Raw genomic sequence first — 23,088 nt, 5'->3', positions numbered from 1 at the left:
TCCTTATTTCACTGCTGGCTGTTGGTTGGCTGCCGCATCAATAACATCGACACCAACCGCCTGCGCGATTTTTTGATCAAACTCTGGACGGAAATATTTAATCGCACTCATTAGTGGTTCCATCGCACCTGGGGCATGCGCACAGAATGTTTTACCAATCCATAAATCACGCGTCAGGCCTTCTAGTTTTTCTACATCACCCACTTGACCTTCACCATCGTTGATGGCGGTAAGCAGTTTAACGCCCCACGGTAGACCATCACGACACGGTGTACACCAGCCGCATGACTCACGCTGAAAGAAAATCTCAAGGTTACGAAGTAACGGCACCATATCTTGCGATTCATCAACGACCATAATCAGACCAGTACCCATACGGCTACCGGCGTTTTGAATGGTGTCAAAATCTACCACCACATCCAAATGTTCTGCGGTCAAAAAGTCAGTCGAGGCGCCGCCCGGTAACCAAGCCTTCAGCGTTTTACCATCTTTCATACCACCGGCTAAATCTTCAATGATTTCGCGAGCGGTATAACCAAAGGGTAACTCCCAGAGACCTGGATCATTGACCAAGCCTGAACAGCCAAAGAGCTTAGTGCCTGGCGTTTTACTTTTGCCTTTTATTTCAGATAACGACTGATACCACTCAACGCCGTGATTCAAAATCGCTGGCATATTACATAAGGTCTCAACGTTATTGACAACGGTTGGACGACCCCATGCCCCAGAGATTTGTGGGAACGGCGGCTTGGTACGGGGGTTGGCGCGGCGGCCTTCTAGGCAGTTAATCAGTGCGGTCTCTTCACCACAGATATAACGGCCAGCGCCCGTATGTACGTGCAAATTAAAGCTAAAATCTGAGCCTAGAATATTGTCGCCCATGAGGTTGTTGGCCAAACATTCTTCGATAGCAGCGACCAAACGTTCAGCGGCCAAGATATACTCACCGCGGATAAAGATATAACCGTCAGTGGCACCAATCGCATGAGCGGTAATAAGCATACCTTCGATCAGCTGAAAAGGTAGGCGCTCCATGAGTAAACGGTCTTTAAACGTACCCGGCTCCATTTCATCCGCATTACAGATGAGATAACGTGGCAAACCATCCGGCGGCGACATAAATGACCACTTTAGACCCGCGTTAAAACCTGCACCGCCGCGACCTCGAACATTGGCCGCTTTAATCATATTGCCGACGTCTTTAGGCGATTTAGATAGCGCTTCTTTTAGACCAGTGAAGCCTTTTAGAGACTCATAAGTGGCTAAATCAAGCACCGCATCATGATGCGCCAAACGCCACGTCAAAGGCTTGGTTTCGCTAGTGGCTGTCGCTTTATCACCATAGATTGGAACACGCTGTGCATTTAGCTGGCTTGGCGCTTGGCCTTGACCGCGACGAGCAATTTGCTCTGAAATCGTTAAACTCATGCGTATAGCTCCAATAATTGCGCGACCTCAGATGGCTGGACAGGGCCGTAAGTGTCTTCATCAATCAGTACCGCTGGTCCCTTATCACAGTTGCCCAAGCAGCAAATTGGCAATAGGGTAAAACGTCCATCAGCAGTTGTCTGACCGTACTCAATACCCAGCTGTGATCTGATTTCAGCTGATAGCGCCTCATAACCTGTCAAATAACAAGCCACTGAGTCACATATGAGAATCACATGACGACCGACAGGCTGGCGATATATACGGTTAAAGAAAGTCGCAACCCCATCCATGTCTGACATCGGAATATCTAGGATATTGGCAATGGCATTCGCTTGCGCATCATCGACCCAGCCGTTGCGCTTTTGCACAATTTTTAACGCATCTAATGAGGCAGCACGCGCCTGTGGGTAGTGATGCATAAACTCATGAATAGCAGCAATTTCCTCAGTGGTGAGGATGCTCTCTACATCTACTTTTGGCATTTTGTCGGAAACAATTTTCATAATCTTCTGTCTTTCCTCACTCATCCTGCTCTATCACAAGCCAATATCAGTCTGATTAAAACTGTGGTTATATCGACAAGCGACAGCATTTTGGTGTGCCATCAGGCAATAATATATTGATGAACAAATACTTATGAAGCAGCGGTTTTAACCTTAAAGATCAAAATCTTAACGATCGCAGTCCGCCATCACAATATCAATCGATGCCAAATACATAATGGCATCAGAAACCAGTGAGCCATTAATGACCGATGGCATCTGCTGTAAATGCGCAAATGTCGGTGTACGAATACGGGTACGATAGCTCATCGTGGCCTTGTCTGAGGTGATGTAATAACTGTTCAGACCTTTGGTCGCCTCGACGATCGTCGTACATTCGCCTGCTGGCATCACAGGACCCCAAGATACTGAGATAAAATGATTAATCAATGTCTCAATATCATTTAGCGTACGGTCTTTTGGCGGTGGTACGGCCAGTGGATGATCCGCTTTGTAAGGACCTTGTGGCATATTGTCCATACATTGACGAATGATACGTAATGACTGACGCATCTCTTCAACTTTGACCATACAGCGATCATAAGCGTCACCGTTGTAACCAACTGGCACTTCAAAATCGTAATTCTCATAGCCCATGTATGGACGTGCTTTACGTAGATCAAAATCAACGCCTGTCGCGCGCAGACCAGCGCCCGTCACGCCCCAAGCAAGTGCTTGCTTAGCATTGTACTGAGCAACCCCTTGAGTACGGCCTTTGAGCACGCTGTTTTGTAATGCTGCTTTGACATATTCGTCCAGGCGCTTAGGCATCCAATCTAAGAACTCACGCACCAAACGCTGCCAGCCACGTGGCAGATCAGCCGCCGTACCACCAATACGGAACCAAGCCGGATGCATACGGTAGCCTGTCACGGCTTCGATGACGTCATAGGCTTTTTGGCGATCGGTAAACATATAAAATACAGGGGTCATACCACCTGCATCCTGAATGAATGTACCGACGTATAGCAAATTGTTGGTAATACGGAAAAACTCGCTCATCATCACACGGATAGTCTCGGCGCGAGGTGGGACGGTAATCCCAGCAAGCTTTTCGACTGACATGATATAAGGCAGCTCATTCATCACACCGCCTAAATAATCGATACGGTCGGTATAAGGGATGAATGAGTGCCATGTCTGGCGCTCAGCCATCTTTTCTGCGCCGCGATGGTGATAGCCAATATCTGGAATACAGTCGACGACTTCCTCGCCATCCAACTGTAGTACCAAGCGAAACGCACCGTGAGCGGAGGGGTGGTTAGGACCGATGTTCAAGAACATAAAGTCTTCGTCACGACCTGAGCGCTTCATGCCCCACTCTTCTGGGACAAAACGTAGGTTTTCTTGCTCATATTGCTGCTTGGCGGTATTCAAGAAATACGGGGTAAATTCAGTCGCACGCGCATGATATTCTTTACGCAGTGGATGACCTTCCCAGTATTTTGGCAATAAAATACGGGTCAAATGCGGATGACCTGTAAAGACAATACCGAACATGTCCCACACTTCGCGCTCATACCAGTTTGCATTTGGCCAAATATTGGTCGCGCTTGGGACATTGAGGTCATCTTCGCTCAGTGCGACCTTGACACGTATATCACTATTGCGCTCAAGCGACATCAGGTGATAAAACACCGTAAAGTCACTGTCAGGCAAACCCGCACGATGCTGACGCAGACGCTCATCTATCGCTGACAAGTCAAATAGCATGACGTAGGGCTTGGGCAGTTTGCGCAAAAATAAAAGCACGTCTAATAAATCTGCACGCGCCACCCAGACTGTTGGAATCTCATCCACAGTGTGCTGTACGACAAATTTACCAGCATACTTTTGCTCCAGCTCTGTGATGACGGCTGGGACGGGCTTGATCTTAGGATCTGTGTTTTCGACTACCGTGACCATGAATGATGTATTCCTTCATTAATCATAACTGAGCGATGTCAATCACAGTGAAGCTATGTCAGTCATAACCAAACCATGATGAGCGCATAAAATATTAAGGTTGCTAAATCTACATGCTATCTAAATTTAGATACTGTCTAAACTTAGATGCTGTCTGGGCTACGCAAGTTTTTGACAGCGATACGATCTGCTTGCTTACGGTCACGCTCAGGCGTCATTTGCGGCTGATAGATACCCTGCTCATTGACATGGATACCTAACGGACGACGCTCTTTGGTGATAGATTCTTGTAGCAACATCAAGCCTTGAATCAATGCTTCTGGACGCGGCGGACAGCCTGGCACATACACATCAACAGGGATCACTTTATCCACCCCTTGTACGACAGAATAGATATCATACATGCCGCCTGAGTTGGCACAAGCACCCATAGAGATGACCCATTTTGGCTCAAGCATTTGCTCATAAAGACGCTGAATAACAGGGGCCATCTTAACGAAGCAAGTACCAGCAACGATCATCACATCTGCCTGACGAGGCGAGGCACGAATAACCTCTGCCCCAAAGCGTGACAAATCATGAACGGCAGTTAAGGTAGTGGCATATTCAACATAACAGCAAGAGGTACCAAAGTTAAATGGCCAGAGCGAGTGCTTGCGCCCCCAGTTTGCTGTTGAATGAACGAGGTCTTCGAGACGACCCATAAAGACGTTTTTATTGACTTCATCTTCGATAGGATCATTGACCGTTTGGCGGGTCTGTGCAGGATAGGTATCTGCATCAGGGTTGGCTTTTGTTAATGTGTATTTCATAACATACAACCTTCATATTAGGCTTGGCGTCATACTCATCTTGTATACGCTGTCGCCAAAAATTTCGTTATTAATAAGGGGCCAATCACAAGCAATCGTTGCAACAAAATGCGATCAGCGAAAGCCAGCAGCACTCACTAGTGCGCAGGCTTATCGTTTTGTGCAGACGTCGCAAAATCCACAGACGTCACATTACCTGTGGTATTAATATGATCGATGTTTTGTAGATGACGGCGATTGGTCTCAATATTGTTTGAGACATTGATTTGACCGGATGATTGCGCGGGTACTTTACCAGTAGGATCGACCATCAGCTCATGAGCACCATCAAACTTGGTGATATCTGCTAAGTTAAAGCCAGCAGGCGCGGCATATAAGCGTGCCTTTTTACGCAGCTTGTCAGCAGGTGCCCAGTTCATCGCACCCAAGCTCAGCTCATAAATCAAACCGATAATCAGAATAGTAATAAAGGTAGCAGCAGCGGCAAAACCAAGCCAGCCGGCCTCTCGTACTGACACAGAATACGCGTAGAGATACAGCGCCTCTAAATCGAAAATCACAAAGAAAATCGCGACCAAATAGAATTTAGCAGACAAACGAATACGGGCGTTGCCAGATCCGACAACACCCGCTTCAAATATCTCTTCTTTTTGTAAGCCTTGAGAGCGACCGCCAAGTAAACGCGGTACCACCAGCATGAAGACAACTAGCCCAATGGCGGCTAAGATAAAAGCAATGGCTGACCAATTAAAAGCAGACATGATAATACGTGCTCCTCACCCAATCGAGTGTTAGACACAGCGCAGGCACTGACCCATTAAGGCCGCCTCACGACAGGTATAACGCAGACGAAAACACAAAGCAGTTGTCATTCACTGACACTGTGTTTAAGTAACTGTCATTGAGTCACATGTTAGGTATTTTGCTGGTAATAACCAATTATCAAGCTTATTAACGACGATGTCAGACCTGACCAACGGTAGAGATTCCGGTATGCACGCGGATAAAGGCTGGTCGCCCAACGCATCTTCTAACAACGTAAGATCAACGTATTAAATCAATATCATATCTGACTGCGTACTTAATTGATTTAATAGCTCATTACACGTGGTTAATAATGACGTGACAACTGGCATAAATTATTTACGTACTATACGCATATCAGTGCCTAAAAGCTAGTTTTTAACTGTATTCGACGGTCATTTTCTATGAAACAAAATGTGTTTTTTTTACCAAAAATTATGATATAGACGTTACCTTATATTAACCCCAAATCCATGCTTTGTTCGATACGCAAACGCTGTCACGCTATTTACCAAAAATCAAGTGCGCTCATACCCTGTTTTCATCACCCAACTCCTCCCCCAAAGTGACCGTTTTTGCTTTATAATGACCCACCTAATTTTACGATATGTCATCATCAAACCTTAAATTCTATTATCCTTATAACAAACATTATTAAGATATCACTACGATATCAATTTTGGTGGTACGCACCGCGTTCATCTACTTGTGCTATATCAGCGCTACCCTCTTTTTGCTTTTGTCTTACAGGTCACGTTATGAGTCAACTCAATCCCAAACAACAAGAAGCCATGCTCTACGTATCTGGCCCACTACTTGTGCTCGCAGGTGCTGGCTCCGGTAAGACCTCGGTGATCACGCGTAAAATTGCGTATCTGATTCAAGAGTGCGACATGCCAGCCGAGCGCATCACAGCGGTGACCTTTACTAATAAGGCGGCACGTGAAATGAAAGCCCGTGTGAGCAAACTGCTCCCAAGCGAAAAAACGCGCGGCTTGACTGTATCGACCTTTCACCAATTTGGTCTCCAGTTTTTGCGCTATGAGCTGATGCATACGCCGCTAAAAGGCAACTTCTCTATCATGGACAGTGATGACAGTAAGCGCCTCTTGATGGAGCTGATGATGCGCGACAACTTAAGTGGCGCTGAAAGTCGTGAGCTGGTTGGTAAAGCCATCAAAATGATCTCTGATTGGAAAAACGATTTGATTGAGCCTGACAAGGCGATGGAAACGTTAGACGATCCAGAAGACATGATTTTTGCGACCTTGTACGCCCTTTATGAGCGTAACTTGCGTGCGTATAATGCCGTCGATTTTGATGACTTGATTGTACTGCCGACCAAAATCTTGCGTGAAAATAGAGAGCTGCGAGACAAATGGCAAAACCGTATTCGTTATCTATTGGTCGATGAGTATCAAGATACCAATACCGCCCAGTATGAAATGATTAAGCATTTGGTTGGTCCGCAAGGTCGTTTTACCGTGGTGGGTGATGATGACCAATCTATCTATGCGTGGCGCGGGGCGAAGCCTGAAAACATGGCACTGCTAAAAGAAGATTTCCCAAAACTAAAAATCGTCATGCTTGAGCAAAATTATCGCTCAACCACGCGTATTTTGACCTCTGCCAATGCGGTCATTCTCAACAACGAGCATTTATTCGAAAAGAAACTATGGTCAGATAAAGGTCAAGGCGAAAAAATTCGGATTATCAACTGCCGTAATGATGACGATGAGTCTGAGCGCGTCGCCAAAGAAATCGTCACGCACAAATTGCGTTTTGGTAATGAGTGGGAGCAGTATGCAGTACTCTACCGCAGTAACTTTCAGGCACGAATGCTTGAGGCACAATTGCGCCAGCTACAAGTACCCTATAAATTATCGGGCGGTCAGTCGTTCTTTGCGCGTAGTGAAATCAAAGACATCATGGGCTATCTACGCCTGATTTTGAACCCTGAAGATGACAGCGCGTTTTTGCGTATTATTAATACACCCAAGCGTGGTATGGGACCTGCCACGCTAGAAAAGCTTGGCTTATTTGCTCAAGAGCATAGTATCTCGCTACTAGCTTCTTGTACTCATGCCGGCTTGGCTCATGTGTTGCCGTCAAAAGCGTATGGCACGATCAAAGAGTTTGGCGAGTTCATCGAGCACTATACACGTGAGCTCGATCAACACCCTGATCCTGTGCCAATCGTACGCCAAATGATTGATGAGACGGGTTATATTGATTTTGTCCGTAGCGATGCCAAAACCCCGCAGCAAGAAAAAAACCGTATTGATAATATCGATATGCTGTATACCAGTATCCAATCTCTCATTAATCGCGCGGAAGAAGACGAAGACCGCACGATTGATACTATCATTCGTAAGCTGGTCTTGCTAGACATGCTTGAGCAGCAGCAAGAAGAAGAAAACACCAACAAAGTCAATCTAATGACCTTACATGCTGCAAAAGGTCTAGAGTTTGACTTTGTCTATATCATGGGGCTTGAGGAAGAGATGCTACCGCATCGCAACTCTATTATGAGTGAGACGATCGAAGAAGAGCGTCGTCTGATGTACGTAGGCATCACCCGCGCGCGTCGTGAGCTGACTTTGACGCTTGCGGCCCAGCGCCGTGCCGGTGGCCAGATGCGCGTGACCTCAGAGTCCAGATTTTTGGACGAGCTGCCAGAAGATCATGTTGACTGGCCCGCCAAGGCCAAAAAGAAAAAAGCCACCAAAGACCCAGAAGCAGTCGCTGATGAGTATTTAGCCAATATTCGCGCTTTATTGGGTAAGCGCTAACATCAATATTGACAGTGCTGATGCCAAAAAGACTGACTCGGCAAACGCTAACCCGACGTTTTACCATTTGCTATTATTAACATTTTATAAAAGATATTGGAATCCTTATGCCTACCTCGATGCCCGATCAGGAACGACCATCAGTGCTACCAGGAGATTATAATCCGGCTGAATATAGTGCCGAATATAAACTGCTGTATTTGCAGGATTTGGTTGCTGATAAAGCATATGAGGCGATTACAGAGTTTTTAGAAAAGCAGTCTGAATATGAAATTGCAAGCCTACTAGAGTCCTTCCCGGCTCAAAACCGCCTACTCATCTGGGAGCAAGTACCAGAGAGCATTAAAGGTGAGGTACTTGCTGAGCTCGAGTACGATACCCGCCAGCCATTGCTGGAGAACATTTCTTCTCAAGAAATCTCGCTATTTACCCAAGATCTTGATGCCCAAGACATCTCTGAGATTTTGGATACTGTCACTGAGAGCGTACGTACCTCAGTCATGGCAACGCTCGATGAAGAAACGCGCGTCCAAGTCAATAAACTTGATACGTATGATGACTGGGAAGTTGGGAGCTACATGGATCCCGATATTATCCAAATACGGGATGATATCTGTCTGGCGGATGTACAGGATTGGCTACGCGAAAACGAGGATCTACTCGATGACGAAAGCCAAGAGCTACTCGTGGTCGATCAAAGCCAGCAATTACTTGGGCTATTGAGTCTGGTAGATCTGATTAAACATGACCAAAATACGCTGGTCTCAGAACTGATTGATACGGCTATCACCATTAATGATCGCCTAGATATCCAAGATGCTGCAGCGATTTTTCGTTCAGAAGATATCCGCTTTGCGCCCGTGACGAACAGCTACGGCGAGCTGGTTGGACAGCTAAATGGCGAAGACATCATGGAGATTATCCAAGATGATGTCGACAGCACCATGAAAAATCTTGCTGGTGTTAGCCAAGATGAAGAGCTGTTCGCGCCTATTCTAACTAGTGCCAAAAGCCGTAGTGTCTGGTTGGGCATTAACCTCTGCACCGCGCTTTTAGCAGCAGCAGTGATTGGACAGTTCGAGGAAGTGTTGGCAGAAGTGGTGGCGCTGGCGATATTGATGCCTGTGGTCGCTAGTATGGGCGGTATTGCAGGCTCGCAAACCTTGACCGTCGTTATCCGCGGTATGGCAATGGGTCAAATCGGTGGTTCTAACCGAGTCTGGCTCCTTAATAAAGAGCTGTGGGTTGGCGCGATAAACGGTATCATTTGGGCGATAATCATGGCATTTATTGCCCAATTATGGTTTCATGACATCGAAATTAGTGCTGTCATTGGCTTTGCCATTGCGATCAACATGACGGCGGCGAATGTCTCGGGAATTAGTATACCGCTGATGCTAAAACGTATGAATATCGATCCTGCACTATCCGCCTCAGTGATTCTAACCACTGTCACAGATATTGTCGGTTTTATGTCATTTTTAGGCTTGGCGAGTGTGTTAATACTCTAGTGAATTGCTGGATGATAAAGTATCCAATAAAAACACAGCATTGCTATTTATATATCATTGTTGTTTATAAAATATTGTTAAATAGTCTTAATTTATAAAACTTCTAAATCGTTAAGTGAGTGCGTTATGCAAGCTGTACAAGTGAAAGTAGTCAACCCTAAAATTACTGAAGATGAAGAATTTTCTCTACCGACTCGCGCCACCGATGGCAGTGCTGGTATCGATCTGCGCGCTTGTATTGATGAGCCTTTAACGATCAAAGCAGGCGAAACTCACTTGATAGGTACGGGCCTTGCTGTTTATATTCAAGACCCTAATTATGCCGGTATGATTCTACCGCGCTCAGGCCTTGGCCATAAGCACGGCATCGTCTTGGGTAACTTGGTTGGGCTGATTGATGCCGATTATCAGGGTGAGCTGATGGTTAGCATCTGGAACCGTAGTGAGAATGACTTTGTTCTCAATCCAAGCGATCGCATGGCACAGTATATCGTGGTGCCTGTTGCTCGTCCTGAGTTTGAAGTGGTCACAGAATTCAGTGATGAAAGCGTGCGCGGTGCTGGCGGATTCGGGCATTCGGGTCGTCAGTAACTACTCATTGGCAAGTAAGTTTTGGACAGCGACTTAGGTCGTCACTAAGCCAAATCGTAACCAAGATAGCGATTAGAATTTATTTTTTACATTAATAGAATATTGCGCTGTCCATTTTGTATTCATAATCACCTATTTACCACGTCAATAAGGAGAGTAAGCCATGCCATCTTTTGCGGCGCAGCAATCCTTATTTCGTGCTTATGATATTCGCGGTACAAACACGCATTTCACCGATGAGTTTGTACAAGCGCTGGGCCATCGTTTTGCTCAGCTCTATGGCTCTCAACGCAGCCAATTCACAAAAAATAGTAATGCCCATGCTGCTACTGATGTTACTTGCCCTCCCAATAACACCGTTAATTTCCAACAGAATATAGCAGCCGAAATTATCGTCGTTATTGGCTATGACATGCGTCATGGCAGCGAATCGATTGCACGTACACTCTCTACTGTATTAGCCCAACAGGGTTTATGCATTATCCAGCTCGGTCTTGTTACCACACCCATGATGGCGTTTTGGGCAAAGCAGTATCAAGGTCATGGCATTATTGTAACCGCCAGCCACTCTGCCAAAGACATATTGGGTATCAAGTGGCTGGTCAATCATAAATCTCCTAGTAGCTTAGAGATACAAGCCCTTTATCAACAATTAATCTTTCATACTCATTACTTATCTAAAAATCAGGTCGAGCAAGCAACTTTAGACTCAGAACCAGACTCACACTATATAAATATTAGCAGCAATACTGAACTGTCTAGAGCTTTGCTTAAAGAGCTGCCTGCTAAGCAAGTAGCAGATGTCTATATCGCGGCTATTGAGCAAGTCTTTTGCCAGTTGACTCAGGATAATCAGACAGCACCTACAAACAACCGGAAAACAGCGTCTAAGCTTGATTTGGTTGTGGTTATTGATTGTATGCACGGTGCCACTGGCAACATCACTCAGCGCTTATTTGACCGTTTTTGCCAGCATGTTATTGTGCTCAATGACACGCCAGATGGCAGCTTTCCTCTTGGTAATCCTGATCCAGCCGAGCCCAACCGTCTAACAGCGCTGCAGCAAGCTGTTGCTTCTCATTGTGCCGATATTGGTTTAGCATTTGATGGTGATGGTGATCGTTTGATGATCGTTGATAATAACAGCAAAGTGGTCATGCCTGATCACCTACTCTACTTGTTAGCACGCATTGCCATTACAGAACGTCCGGATTCTTTGACCAGCTCCTTAGCGTCTGAGGTGCTATTTGATATTAAATGCGCGCATCATCTGCCAAAGCTACTGGCGGATCTTGGCGCGATGCCAGTGATTAGCAAAACCGGTAGCAGCTTTATGCGCCAAAAGGTACAGCATCCTGATAGTCAAATTGTCTTTGCAGGTGAGCTATCAGGGCATTTTATTTTTAATGATGGCCGCTTTATCCCTTATGATGATGCCATATATGCTGCATTGCGCTTACTGCATTGGTTTGTCAAGTCTCGTAATATCTTAGATGATAAAAATGCACTATCAGATATTCTCCAACGCTTGCCCGCCATGGTCAGTACAGCAGATCATTATTTGCCGGTGCCGCAGACTGCTAGGACAGATTGCTCAATCATGGAGCAATTAACGAGGGTTTGTACCTATTTGCAAGACCTAGCAAGCGTGACGACTCATGCTGATTCGTTTGATATTTCTGATTACCGACTAGACGCCGCTAATCTACCAACTGCTTTATGTGCGTCACCAGTCTGTACTTGCTCCACTATCAGATCCCATATAGCTGTCGAACAAGCCAAGTCTTTATTGCCAGCAGGCACTAGACTTAGCTGCATTGATGGTGTCCGCTTGGATTTTGCGCACGGATTTGGCGTGTTGCGTCAATCAAATACCAGTAATAGCCTGACTGCGCGCTTCGCTGGAGACAGCATGGATGATCTAAAAGACATTCAAGCGACCTTTGCCGCGTTGTGTCGCCCATTTGATGCAGAGCTGGCAACACAGATTATCGCCATGCCTGCTGAATAATGGCATTAAACCTGTATCGATTAAATATGCTAAAAAGAACAACCCATTAAAAACCCGCCCTTTAGGAGTTAGGAATGACACTTAATTTAGATGACGCCAAAAACACCGCTGAAGTATTAACCACCGCACTGCCCTATATTCAGCGCTTTGTTGATAAACTCATCGTGGTGAAATATGGCGGCAATGCCATGACCGATCCTGAACTCGAAAGCTCATTTGCTCGTGATATCGTCTTGCTAAAAACGGTCGGTATACATCCAGTCGTTGTACATGGTGGTGGCCCACAAGTTGATAACTTACTAAAAGAGCTGGGTCGTCAGTCAGACCGTATTGATGGGATGCGTGTAACTGATAAAAGCACCATGGATATCGTAGAGATGGTGCTTGGCGGCAGTGTCAACAAATCGATTGTTAGCTTGATTAACAAGCACGGCGGTCGCGCAATTGGCCTCACGGGTAAAGACGCCAACTTGATTCAAGCCAAAAAACTGATGATGGAAAAAATCGGTAACGACGGTGTCGCGGTTCCCGTAGATTTAGGATTTGTGGGCGACGTAGTCAGTGTCAATAAAGACGTCATCAATATGCTCATCTCCTCTGATTTCATTCCCGTTATCGCACCACTTGGTGTCGATAAAGAAGGCAATACTTATAATATCAATGCAGACCTAGTCGCTGGTAAAGTGGCTGAGTTTTTACAAGCAGAGAAACTAATGCTATTGACCAATATCAAAGGCGTATTGGGCCGTGACGGCGAGGTAGTGACTGGGCTAACACCCAAGAAAGTCGATGCTTTAATCGAAGATGGGACGATCTCAGGCGGTATGATTCCCAAAATACAGTGTGCGCTTGATGCCGTGCGTAGCGGTGTTAAAAGTGCCGTTATCGTCGATGGCCGTGTGCCTCATGCCACGTTACTGGAAATTTTCACTAACGAAGGGGTTGGTACACTGATTAGCCGTGAGATAGAGGCCTAATTCAGCTAAAAACAGGAATCAGTCATGTCTCTTCCGCTATGGTCTCTGCTATAGTCGGTTCACTATAAAATCGATACAATAAGATTAAACGCTATTTTTCGCAGCCTCTGGAGACGTAGTCACAGCAAGCAAGAAAAATAGCGTTTAATCAAATGAATTTATTATCCTGTATCGTTTTTATTTAGATTTAACTATATTTATCTTAGAAGGTATCTACTGCTGGTGGGTCATTGGCTATGGCGGCGCAAAGTGGATAGAGGGCTGGAAGTCGTTTTTTATGATTGATTGGTTTGCCCTTGATTGGACAGCGGAGCAAATCCGCCTATATGTGCTCATTATTTGGGGCTTTAGTGTGATTTGGTTTATTGTTGGCGTTATCAAGCCCGAGCTAAGATTTAATTATTAGCTCGGGCTCTTTATGCCCGTTTTTAACCAAACACACGCTCAAACTCCGCTTCATCAAAACCGCACAACAATATTGGCTGACCTTGATTTTTATCGTCAATCTGACCTTCCACAATCGGACGCTTAATCATGCTGGTATTTTCTACCAGCAAATCTATCGCAGCGTCTATACTGGCATCAGCTTCCGATTTTTGCGCATCAGTGAGCTTGCGCCATGTCGTACCGCGCTTATTAAGCACTTTATCAACCCCTAACGCATTTACCCAGCGCTGTACTGCTTCTTTGTCGACACCTTGTTTTTTATAATCATGAAACTCATAGCTAACGCCCAGCTCGTCAAGCTTAGTGAACGCCTTTTTCATCGTGCTACAAGACTTGATGCCGTAAATGGTGATGGTCATGATGACTCCTTATCATTACTCATAAATACTGGTGAACGTTTCTATTATACCGAAGGCTGACTGGATATAAAAAATACCTCACTTTTAATCGTCAAACCTGATGAGCAAATGCATCATATCGTCGCAATTTTTGCCAAATTACGCTATGCTATGGCATTGTCAAATTCCACCTATTTTGAACAGTATTAAACAAATCCGTCTTAAATAAATCAGTATCAACCAATTTCGAGCCGACTATGAGCAACGCCGTGACAGCAGACCAAACCGACAACCATCATTATAACCCGCAAGCGATCGAAGCTGCGCAGCAGACCAAATGGGCCACTGACAAGCGCTTTGAAGTCAGCAATGAGCCAAGCGACAAACCAAGCCGTTATATGCTGTCAATGTTCCCCTACCCAAGCGGCAAGCTGCATATGGGCCACGTACGTAACTATACGATTTCTGACGTCTTAAGCCGTTATTACCGCCTAAAAGGGTATGAGGTCATGCAGCCAATGGGCTGGGATGGTTTTGGCTTGCCAGCAGAAAACGCCGCGATTGCCAATCAAACGCCACCTGCTGCGTGGACGTTTGCCAATATCGACAATATGCGCGCGCAGCTTAAATTGCTAGGCCTGTCTATTGACTGGTCACGCGAGTTTGCCACTTGTAGCCCTGAATACTATCAGTGGGAGCAGTGGCTATTCTTGCAGTTGTACAAAAAAGGCCTAGTGTACAAAAAGCTATCGACGGTCAACTGGGATCCCGTTGATAATACTGTCTTAGCAAACGAGCAAGTCATCGATGGTAAAGGCTGGCGTAGTGGTGCGGCAGTCGAAAAACGTGACATCCCCATGTATTACTTCAACATCACTGACTATGCCGATGAATTGCTCGACGATTTGGATCAGCTAGAAGGTCATTGGCCATCTGAAGTATTGACCATGCAGCGCAACTGGATTGGTCGTAGTGCCGGTATGGAAGTACATTTCCCTTATAAGCTTGCTGGCGAAGAAAACACCTTAGATGTGTTCACCACTCGTCCTGATACCTTAATGGGCGTGACTTATGTCGCGGTTGCCGCAGAGCATCCACTTGCCCAATACGCTGCTGAAAATGATGACATGATTGCCCAGTTCTGTGCCCTTTGCAAAAAAGGCTCAGTGGCTGAGGCCGATCTTGCTAAAGCCGAGAAAATCGGTATGGATACAGGTCTAACTGTGACGCACCCTTTAACTGGCGAAGAAGTGCCTGTTTGGGTCGCCAACTATGTACTGATGAGCTACGGCTCAGGCGCAGTGATGGCTGTGCCTGCTCACGATGAGCGTGATTATGAATTTGCGGTGAAATACAATCTACCGATTAAACAAGTCATCAATACCCCTGATGGCTATTTTGATGATTTAAAAGCAGATGCTAAGGCAAATGATAGTGAAGTCAATCTTGCTTATACTGAGCGCAATACTTTGGTTAACTCAGGTGAGTTTGATGGTTTAGATTTTGAGCAGGCGTTTGATGCCATGCTTGCCAAACTTGAGCCAAAATCGCTGGCTAAGAAAAAAATCCAATACCGCCTGCGGGATTGGGGCGTGTCGCGCCAGCGCTATTGGGGCTGCCCTATCCCAATGATCAACTGTGAGCATTGTGGTACGGTGCCAGTTGAAGAGCAAGACTTGCCAGTTGTGTTGCCAACCGACGTCGTGCCTGATGGTCGCGGTAATCCACTCAAAAACATCCCAGAATTTGTCAATACCACTTGTCCTAAATGTGGTAACCCTGCTGAGCGCGAGACCGATACCTTTGACACCTTTGTAGAGTCAAGCTGGTATTACGCCCGCTTTGCTAGTCCAACTGACACACAAAACATGGTCAACAAGTCTGCTGCCAATAAATGGCTGCCAGTCGATCAATACGTGGGCGGTGTTGAGCATGCAGTGATGCATCTGTTGTATGCGCGCTTCTTCCATAAGCTCATGCGAGATGAAAACTTGGTCACTGGCGACGAGCCATTTGCCAACCTAATGACGCAAGGTATGGTACTCGCTGGCACCTTCTACCGTGTCAACGCGGATGGCAGTACCACTTACTACTTTGCAGAAGACATCGATATCGACTACAACGACCGTGGACAGCCGATCAAAGCGACCTTAAAGCTGGATGGTCAGCCAGTCACGATTGGCAAAATCGAAAAAATGTCTAAATCAAAAAACAACGGTGTCGATCCACAGCTGACTATTGATAAATACGGTGCGGACACGGTACGTTTATATACGCTATTCACTGCACCTGCCGATCAGACGCTTGAATGGTCAGATGACGCGCTAAAAGGCCCTTACAACTTCGTGAAAAAAGTATGGCGCATCGCTAATGATCACATGCAAGCGCTAACGGCCGCCAATATCAGCATTGATACGCTGAACGGTGCTATCTTGAACACAGAGGGATTGAGCAAAGAAGCCAAAAACTTACGCCGTAAAACGCACGAAACCATCGCCAAGATTGATAGTGATTTGGGTGATCGTTTAGCACTCAACACACCTGTATCAAGCTTGATGGAACTTGCCAACGAGTTGACTGCCTTTAACGCCAGTAGCGAGCAAGAGCTACACGTTAAACACGAAGCGTTGACCAATCTGCTGATTATGCTGTCTGTCTATGCGCCGCACGTTGGTGAGCATTTGCTTGAGCAGCTCGGCCTTGATACTTTAACCTTAGATTACCCGACTGTTGATGAAAGTGCGCTGGTACAGGACATGATTACGATGGTCGTTCAGGTCAATGGTAAAATGCGTGGTAAGATGGATGTCGCACCGAACAGCGATCCTGAGCAGCTAAAAGAGCAAGCTCGAACGATGGAAAGTGTGGCAAAATTCATCACAGGCGAGATCAAAAAAGAAATCGTCGTACCCAACAAGCTGGTTAATATCGTGGTTGCAGGCTAGTTGCCTAGGCTTAGTGCTCTAAGCCTTTTTATCATATGAGGATAGCGTTTATGTCGTATAAGCATCGAGCTGGGCAATCACAACCAACGCCAAGCGCACTGCACTTTGGTACAAAACAATCTGGTGGAAAGAAGATTGCGACGGCATTGCTCACAGCATTACCCATGTTTGCGATATTGGGTGCAACGGCGGGGCTTAGCGGTTGCGGTTTTCAGCTACGCGGCTATGATTCGCCAATGCTGCTCAATGCCAACAAAACAGCCGTCATTATCGAAGACAATCGCACCTCATTTCCTCTAAAATTGCCATTGACGCGTCGCCTAACCACATTAGGTGTCGATGTCATTGGCAATATGACAGTTGATGATGTGATTCGCAGCAATCAACAAGCTGGTGCTAAACCGATTGCAGCGATCGATATCAGTAACGTGCGTTTTAAACGTTACGAGTTGGTGGGTGTATTGACAGAGATTCGCTTGGTACTCTCTGCTGATGTCAGCTACCAGACGATCGAGAATGGCAAGCCCGTCACGCTTACCAATCCCATTCAAGTCGAGCGTAGCTATCAATACAATGAAGCATCCGTCAGTACTGATGACCAGCAAGGCGACCAGATTCGTGATTGGCTCTATGACAGCTTAGCACGCCGTATCACGGATCAATATGTGGCGATTTCGCTACCAAAAGTTGCACCTGCTGCCAAGCAGTCTGTACTGATGAATAAAGGCGCAACGCCAACGGTTGTCGTCGTACCTGAGAAGTAACTTTTAAAAAATACTGTTATTAAGCTCTACCATTTGCAGCCATTTAAGTATGAAGAACAACGAGCGTACGCACTAACTTAGTCAGCTAAGCAAGTTCGACAGCGCTCGTCATATTTTTACAAATGCTATCATCTGTTTACCAACCTGTGTCCTACCACGCTATGCAAAACACCTTTATACAAGCTTATCCAAAACTCCTGCAGTCTTCGGTTGCGGTAGCGGGCTTGTGGCTGGCGCATGGTGACGAGCCATTACTCAGTCAATGGCTGATTGATGCGCTGCGTCCACATTGGCGCGCGCAAAATTATGCTATCAAGCGCATTGAGCTGGTCTCTGTCAAAAGCTGGCAAGAGGTATTGTCAGAGCTTGGTAGCCAGTCTCTATTTGATGATGCCAGTGCGGTAATCGTGACTGGCAATCATAAACCTGATAAAGCAGTTATTGCTGAGCTTGAGCGCTTTGCCGTTGAGGCGCAAACAGGTGCGCACAGTCATAGCGTATTATGGCTCACACCCAAGCAAGACAAACGCAGTCAGAGTAGTAAATGGTTTGCCCCTTTTGCTCAATACGGTACTGTCATTGATTGCAATTTATACAACGAGCAGCAGCGCCAGCAGTTGTTGCAAATACAGGCTCAGAAGTTTGGATTACGACTGTCACAAGAAGCGTGGCAACTTCTTATGTCACACACTGAGCACCACCTACTCAGTGCTTATCAAACGCTATGGCGCCTGTCTTATCTGTTTGCACCGCAATTAGCTACTAGCAATAGTGATAATAATGAAGATAACGAGCACTCTAATAGTTTTACACAGCCGGTAAATAATGTGGCATTGGATATTGCAGACTTACAAGCAGCCTTAGTCAGCGACGCGCAATTTAGTGTGTTTGATTTGTCTGATGCGATGCTCGCGGGTAATAGCACGCAGGTTGCCAAAATCATGTTTCAGCTAAAGTCGACCGATGAGCCTACTACTTTAGTACTCTGGGCTATTAGCAAAGACATGCGTCAAATTATGCAACTGATGGATGGTCAAGACCCTCAAGCATTAGGCATTTGGCGTAGTAAGCAAGGGTTATACCAACAAGCGTGTCGCCGTCAGTCAAAAGAACAAACGAGCGAATGGCCTGCTCTACTCTATCGCTGTGACCAAGCCATCAAAGGCCTTATTCGCCAACCAGCATGGGAGCTGTTATTGCAAGCAGCATTGGAGCTGGCAGGCAAGCGTTTGTTTACCATACGATAGTACTTCGTGATAGCCAGTCGTCATTCACTATCACACCCTATGCCTTATTTTACCAAGTAGCATTTTAAAGGCCTCTCCCTTACTACCTCTTATCATGTCCACCCTTTCCTCATATTTATCCATTAACAGCCGCTTACTTGCTGTTATGTAAACTGTACTACATAGGCCTTAACCTTTCGTAAACTAATTATCATTCCCTTTCGTACATGAAGTCTCTACTATATCTACACTTGATTTAATTGTGATTGGATTGTTGTCATGCGCAAAATAAGCAGAAAATCTGCTATTAAATGGGGTGTCATCACCTTAATTATCGTAGCATTAGGGGCTTTGGCCTATACTTTTTTAAAACCAGAAGAAACCACACCTAACTATTTAACCGCAACCGTTGAAGTCGGTGATATTGAAAACAATGTCATGGCGTCTGGTAAAGTAAAAGCATTAAATACCGTTGATGTCGGCGCGCAGGTATCTGGCGAGGTAAAACGCCTGTACGTTGAAGTCGGTGATGAAGTCAAGCAAGGCGATTTGATCGCACAGATTGACCAAGTGACCCAAAAAAACAACCTGAGCAACGAACAAGCCAGCCTTGAGCAAAGTGAAGCCGCGCTACAAAGTGCGCAAGCAGAATCGCTCAGCAAACAGGCAGCACTAAAAAGTGCCTATTCCGATCTTGCTAGCCGCCAATCTGAGCTCAAACAAGCACAGTCTGATTTTGCGCGTTTGCAAGACTTAGTCGCTATCGATGCTATCTCACAACAAGAATATGACACGCAGGCGACCAGTGTCGAGACTGCAAAAGCAGCCGTTGCCAATGCACGTGCGGCTATCGACACAGCTAAAGCCGCGATTGCGACCACAGAAGCCAATATCAACAGTCAGCAAGCAGCATTACGCAAATCACGAACCAACGTCAGTACTGCTGAAGAAGATCTAAGCTATACCACGATTCGTGCACCAATATCAGGTACAGTCGTTTCTATTACGACTGAGCAAGGTACTACGGTCAATGCTAACCAAACGGCGCCCACATTGGTGACGTTAGCAGATTTATCGACCGTACGTATCAACGCGCAGATCTCAGAAGCTGATGTCATTAACGTCAGTGCTGGCATGCCTGCTTATTTCAATATTATCGGTAACCCAGACAAACAGTATGATGCGACATTAACCGCTATCGAACCTGCCCCAGAGCAGATCAGTAGCACCAGCTCGACAGACGCTGCTATCTATTACGTCGGCTACGTAGAAGTACCAAACCCTGACCGCTTGTTCCGAATCGATATGACGGCACAGATATATATCATCGTCAACGAAGCCAAAAATACTCTATTAGTACCATCAACAGTGATACAAGAAAAGCAAGCTAAAGAAAAAGGCAAATCAACAACGGGCAAGTTTGTACGTGTATTAAAAGATGACGGAACCGTAGAAGAGCGTACTGTAGAAGTCGGTATTGATAACCGAGTAAATGCGCAGATCTTAAGTGGTTTGAAAGAAGGGGAAGAAGTAATCATCAGTGAAGAGAGCGGTAAGAAATCAGGTAGCGGCCGCGTACCTGGTGGACCTCGAATGTAACTTGTGCTTTGACTATGTTGAGTAAGAAAGGCTTGCTAAACATAGCAGCCCTTTCATAACAACACTATAACGCTTATTAGCCTTTATTAAAGACACTACTATGACTATATCTCAATCTCCTAAACCGTCGACTGAAGATAGCTCTGAAAGTAGCACGGCTCAAAACTTAGGGTCACACACTTCTGCTAATCGCTCAAACAACTCAGCAAAAACCAATACCGCTAACCACTCTGCATCAGGCAAGCCCATTATGGAACTATCTGGCATTATCAGAGAGTTCCCTGCTGGTGAGCAAACCATTCGCGTCTTGCATGATATCAATCTGACGATTCACCAAGGTGAGATGGTCGCTATCATTGGACAGTCAGGCTCTGGTAAGTCCACCTTGATGAATATCTTAGGTTGTCTAGATCAAGCCACTGCTGGTGATTATAAGATTTATGGTCAATCCGCCCGTAAGCTTGATGCCGATCAGCTAGCAGAACTGCGCCGTGAGCACTTTGGTTTTATTTTTCAGCGCTATCATTTGCTTGGTGATATCAGTGCCAAAGACAACGTCGCCGTCCCTGCCGTGTATGCGGGCATGGATACCGAGGCACGCACCAATCGTGCTGAGAAGCTACTAACTGACCTCGGCCTTGGCAATAAGGTCAACAATCGTCCCAATCAGCTCTCAGGTGGACAGCAGCAGCGTGTTTCTGTCGCTCGTGCACTGATGAATGGCGGCGATGTTATCTTAGCAGATGAGCCAACTGGTGCCCTAGACAGTAAGTCTGGCGAAGATGTCATGGCGATTTTGCATGACCTCAGCGCACAAGGTCATACCATTATCATGGTCACTCATGATCCAAAACTAGCAGCACAAGCGGAGCGTGTGATTGAGCTCAAAGATGGCCATATCATCGCTGACTATCAAACTGAGCATTATAAGCATACAGACAAAAAACCAGAATCTATCCTTGGCGAGCATCGCAAAAGTGCCTTTGGTAGTTTTATTGATCGACTGCTTGAAGCTTTCAAAATGTCTTTGCTTGCCATGCGCGCGCATAAGATGCGTACTCTACTAACTATGCTCGGCATTATTATCGGTATTGCCGCAGTCGTATCTATCGTAGGCCTTGGACAAGGCTCTCAGCAGCAAATCCTTGCCAATATCAGCTCGTTAGGTACCAATACCATTACCGTCAATGATGGCTACCCTAGAGGCGATCCTAGACGCCGCTATAACGATGACAATTTGACACCAGAAGATGCAGAGGCGGTCGGCAATCAGCCCTATATTATCAGTGTCAGCCCTCAGGTAAATGCCAGCTCTAGTGTCCGCTATCGTAATATACAAGAGGATGCTACCGTCAATGGCGTTGGTGAAGACTATCTAACCGTCACTGGTGAGACATTAGCACTGGGCCAAGGGTTTGATGCAAAAAGCATTACATTACGTAGTCAAGATATCATCATCGATGACAACGCTAAACAGACCTTTTTCTCAGATATTGATAACCCTGTTGGCGAGGTAATATTGGTTGGTAGTGTGCCTGGACGCGTGATTGGCGTACTTGAAGAGAGCGATGGTGGCTTTGGTCCCAGTGTAACGACGCCTACTATCTATATGCCTTATACGACGGTGATGTCGCGCGTCACCGGTAGTACCAATATCGACCGCTTTGTGGCGTTGTTAGATGATAGTATCTCTTCTAGTGCCGCAGAGACGGCCATCTCTGACTTGATAGAGAGTCGCCATGGCAAAGATGACTTTGAACTACGAAATTCAGACTCTATCCGTCAAACCATTGAGTCAACGACAGGTACGATGACCCTACTTATCTCATCAGTTGCAGTTATTTCGTTGATTGTTGGTGGTATTGGGGTCATGAACATCATGCTAGTCTCTGTCACCGAGCGCACTAATGAAATTGGTGTTCGTATGGCAGTAGGTGCGCGTCAAAGCGACATCATGCAGCAATTTCTCATTGAGGCCGTTCTAGTCTGTATCCTAGGGGGACTGATTGGTATTGGAATGGCATTTGCCATTGGTGAGCTGATTAATAGTGTGGGCGGTGATAGTTTCAAAGTCATCTACTCACCGACTTCTATTATTGCCGCGTTTGTTTGCTCGACATTGATTGGCGTAGTATTTGGATTCTTGCCAGCACGTAATGCTGCCAAACTAGATCCTGTTGAGGCGCTTTCTCGAGACTAATAATTGATTATTGACTCGCTTTAGCCAAAAATAGAGCAGTCAATATCGATATAATGGCAAAAATTTAAAGAAACTGGAATAAATTGGCAATTTTATAAGAGAATTACACTTTTTTTATCATGTGGGGTTGTAATTGTCAGAATTATATATATAATGTGCTCTCACGTTTAGGGATACAAACACTTTAAACGTT

The 23,088-nt window shown here is 45.8% G+C and carries 17 protein-coding genes; 11 read left to right on the top strand and 6 right to left on the bottom strand.

The window, feature by feature from the left end:
- Positions 1–3: 3 nt before the first annotated feature.
- The 5 genes from nuoF to ndhC form a co-directional block, all read right to left on the bottom strand.
- The gene (gene nuoF / locus AS194_RS05940; RefSeq protein WP_058024551.1) at positions 4–1,428 is read right to left on the bottom strand and encodes an NADH-quinone oxidoreductase subunit NuoF; all 1,425 of its coding nucleotides are present in this window, start codon (positions 1,426–1,428) and stop codon (positions 4–6) included.
- The gene (gene nuoE / locus AS194_RS05935; RefSeq protein ID WP_058024550.1) at positions 1,425–1,934 is read right to left on the bottom strand and encodes an NADH-quinone oxidoreductase subunit NuoE; all 510 of its coding nucleotides are present in this window, start codon (positions 1,932–1,934) and stop codon (positions 1,425–1,427) included. Before nuoE ends, nuoF begins: the two co-directional genes overlap by 4 nt.
- Positions 1,935–2,102: 168 nt before the next feature.
- Positions 2,103–3,878 carry an NADH-quinone oxidoreductase subunit C/D gene (gene nuoC, locus AS194_RS05930; RefSeq protein ID WP_058024549.1) on the bottom strand — a complete coding sequence of 592 codons (1,776 nt, stop codon included), beginning with the start codon at positions 3,876–3,878 and terminating at the stop codon, positions 2,103–2,105.
- A 143-nt stretch (positions 3,879–4,021) separates the two neighbouring features.
- The gene (locus tag AS194_RS05925) at positions 4,022–4,690 is read right to left on the bottom strand and encodes a NuoB/complex I 20 kDa subunit family protein (RefSeq protein ID WP_058024548.1); all 669 of its coding nucleotides are present in this window, start codon (positions 4,688–4,690) and stop codon (positions 4,022–4,024) included.
- Positions 4,691–4,827: 137 nt separating this feature from the next.
- Positions 4,828–5,451 carry an NADH-quinone oxidoreductase subunit A gene (gene ndhC / locus AS194_RS05920; RefSeq protein WP_058024547.1) on the bottom strand — a complete coding sequence of 208 codons (624 nt, stop codon included), beginning with the start codon at positions 5,449–5,451 and terminating at the stop codon, positions 4,828–4,830.
- 801 nt (positions 5,452–6,252) lie between these two features.
- On the opposite strand from ndhC, the gene AS194_RS05915 reads away from it, so the two are divergent.
- The 6 genes from AS194_RS05915 to AS194_RS14035 all read left to right on the top strand — a co-directional run bounded on the left by AS194_RS05915 (position 6,253) and on the right by AS194_RS14035 (position 13,782).
- Positions 6,253–8,286, top strand: a complete 2,034-nt coding sequence (locus AS194_RS05915) for a UvrD-helicase domain-containing protein (RefSeq protein WP_058024546.1) — start codon at positions 6,253–6,255, stop codon at positions 8,284–8,286.
- Between the two features lie 119 nt (positions 8,287–8,405).
- The gene (gene mgtE, locus AS194_RS05910; RefSeq protein ID WP_167337593.1) at positions 8,406–9,797 is read left to right on the top strand and encodes a magnesium transporter; all 1,392 of its coding nucleotides are present in this window, start codon (positions 8,406–8,408) and stop codon (positions 9,795–9,797) included.
- A gap of 126 nt (positions 9,798–9,923) precedes the next feature.
- Complete coding sequence (gene dut, locus AS194_RS05905) at positions 9,924–10,388, top strand: dUTP diphosphatase (protein ID WP_058024544.1); 465 nt, start codon at positions 9,924–9,926, stop codon at positions 10,386–10,388.
- 163 nt (positions 10,389–10,551) lie between these two features.
- Positions 10,552–12,399: a phosphomannomutase gene (locus AS194_RS05900; protein ID WP_058024543.1), complete on the top strand. Its 1,848-nt coding sequence runs from the start codon at positions 10,552–10,554 to the stop codon at positions 12,397–12,399.
- Positions 12,400–12,473: 74 nt separating this feature from the next.
- Entirely contained in the window at positions 12,474–13,376 is a 903-nt protein-coding gene (gene argB, locus AS194_RS05895; protein WP_058024542.1) for an acetylglutamate kinase, read from the top strand.
- Positions 13,377–13,653: 277 nt separating this feature from the next.
- Complete coding sequence (locus AS194_RS14035; protein WP_264753434.1) at positions 13,654–13,782, top strand: hypothetical protein; 129 nt, start codon at positions 13,654–13,656, stop codon at positions 13,780–13,782.
- Positions 13,783–13,804: 22 nt separating this feature from the next.
- Here AS194_RS14035 and AS194_RS05885 read toward each other — a convergent pair whose 3' ends face one another.
- Positions 13,805–14,182: an arsenate reductase gene (locus tag AS194_RS05885; RefSeq protein ID WP_058024540.1), complete on the bottom strand. Its 378-nt coding sequence runs from the start codon at positions 14,180–14,182 to the stop codon at positions 13,805–13,807.
- Positions 14,183–14,418: 236 nt separating this feature from the next.
- On the opposite strand from AS194_RS05885, the gene leuS reads away from it, so the two are divergent.
- The 5 genes from leuS (at position 14,419) to AS194_RS05860 (ending at position 22,895) form a co-directional block, all read left to right on the top strand.
- Positions 14,419–17,106, top strand: coding sequence for a leucine--tRNA ligase (gene leuS, locus AS194_RS05880; RefSeq protein WP_058024539.1), 2,688 nt, complete (start codon positions 14,419–14,421; stop codon positions 17,104–17,106).
- A gap of 50 nt (positions 17,107–17,156) precedes the next feature.
- Positions 17,157–17,870, top strand: a complete 714-nt coding sequence (locus tag AS194_RS05875) for a hypothetical protein (RefSeq protein WP_083499617.1) — start codon at positions 17,157–17,159, stop codon at positions 17,868–17,870.
- Between the two features lie 161 nt (positions 17,871–18,031).
- The gene (locus AS194_RS05870; protein WP_058024538.1) at positions 18,032–19,117 is read left to right on the top strand and encodes a DNA polymerase III subunit delta; all 1,086 of its coding nucleotides are present in this window, start codon (positions 18,032–18,034) and stop codon (positions 19,115–19,117) included.
- Between the two features lie 258 nt (positions 19,118–19,375).
- Positions 19,376–20,695: an efflux RND transporter periplasmic adaptor subunit gene (locus AS194_RS05865; RefSeq protein ID WP_058024537.1), complete on the top strand. Its 1,320-nt coding sequence runs from the start codon at positions 19,376–19,378 to the stop codon at positions 20,693–20,695.
- 250 nt (positions 20,696–20,945) lie between these two features.
- Positions 20,946–22,895 carry a MacB family efflux pump subunit gene (locus tag AS194_RS05860; RefSeq protein ID WP_058024562.1) on the top strand — a complete coding sequence of 650 codons (1,950 nt, stop codon included), beginning with the start codon at positions 20,946–20,948 and terminating at the stop codon, positions 22,893–22,895.
- Positions 22,896–23,088: the final 193 nt, after the last annotated feature.

Source organism: Psychrobacter piscatorii (genome assembly GCF_001444505.1).
Lineage (GTDB): Bacteria > Pseudomonadota > Gammaproteobacteria > Pseudomonadales > Moraxellaceae > Psychrobacter > Psychrobacter piscatorii_B.
Note: the sequence above shows the minus strand (reverse complement) of the source record. Positions and strands in the feature narration are given on the sequence as shown.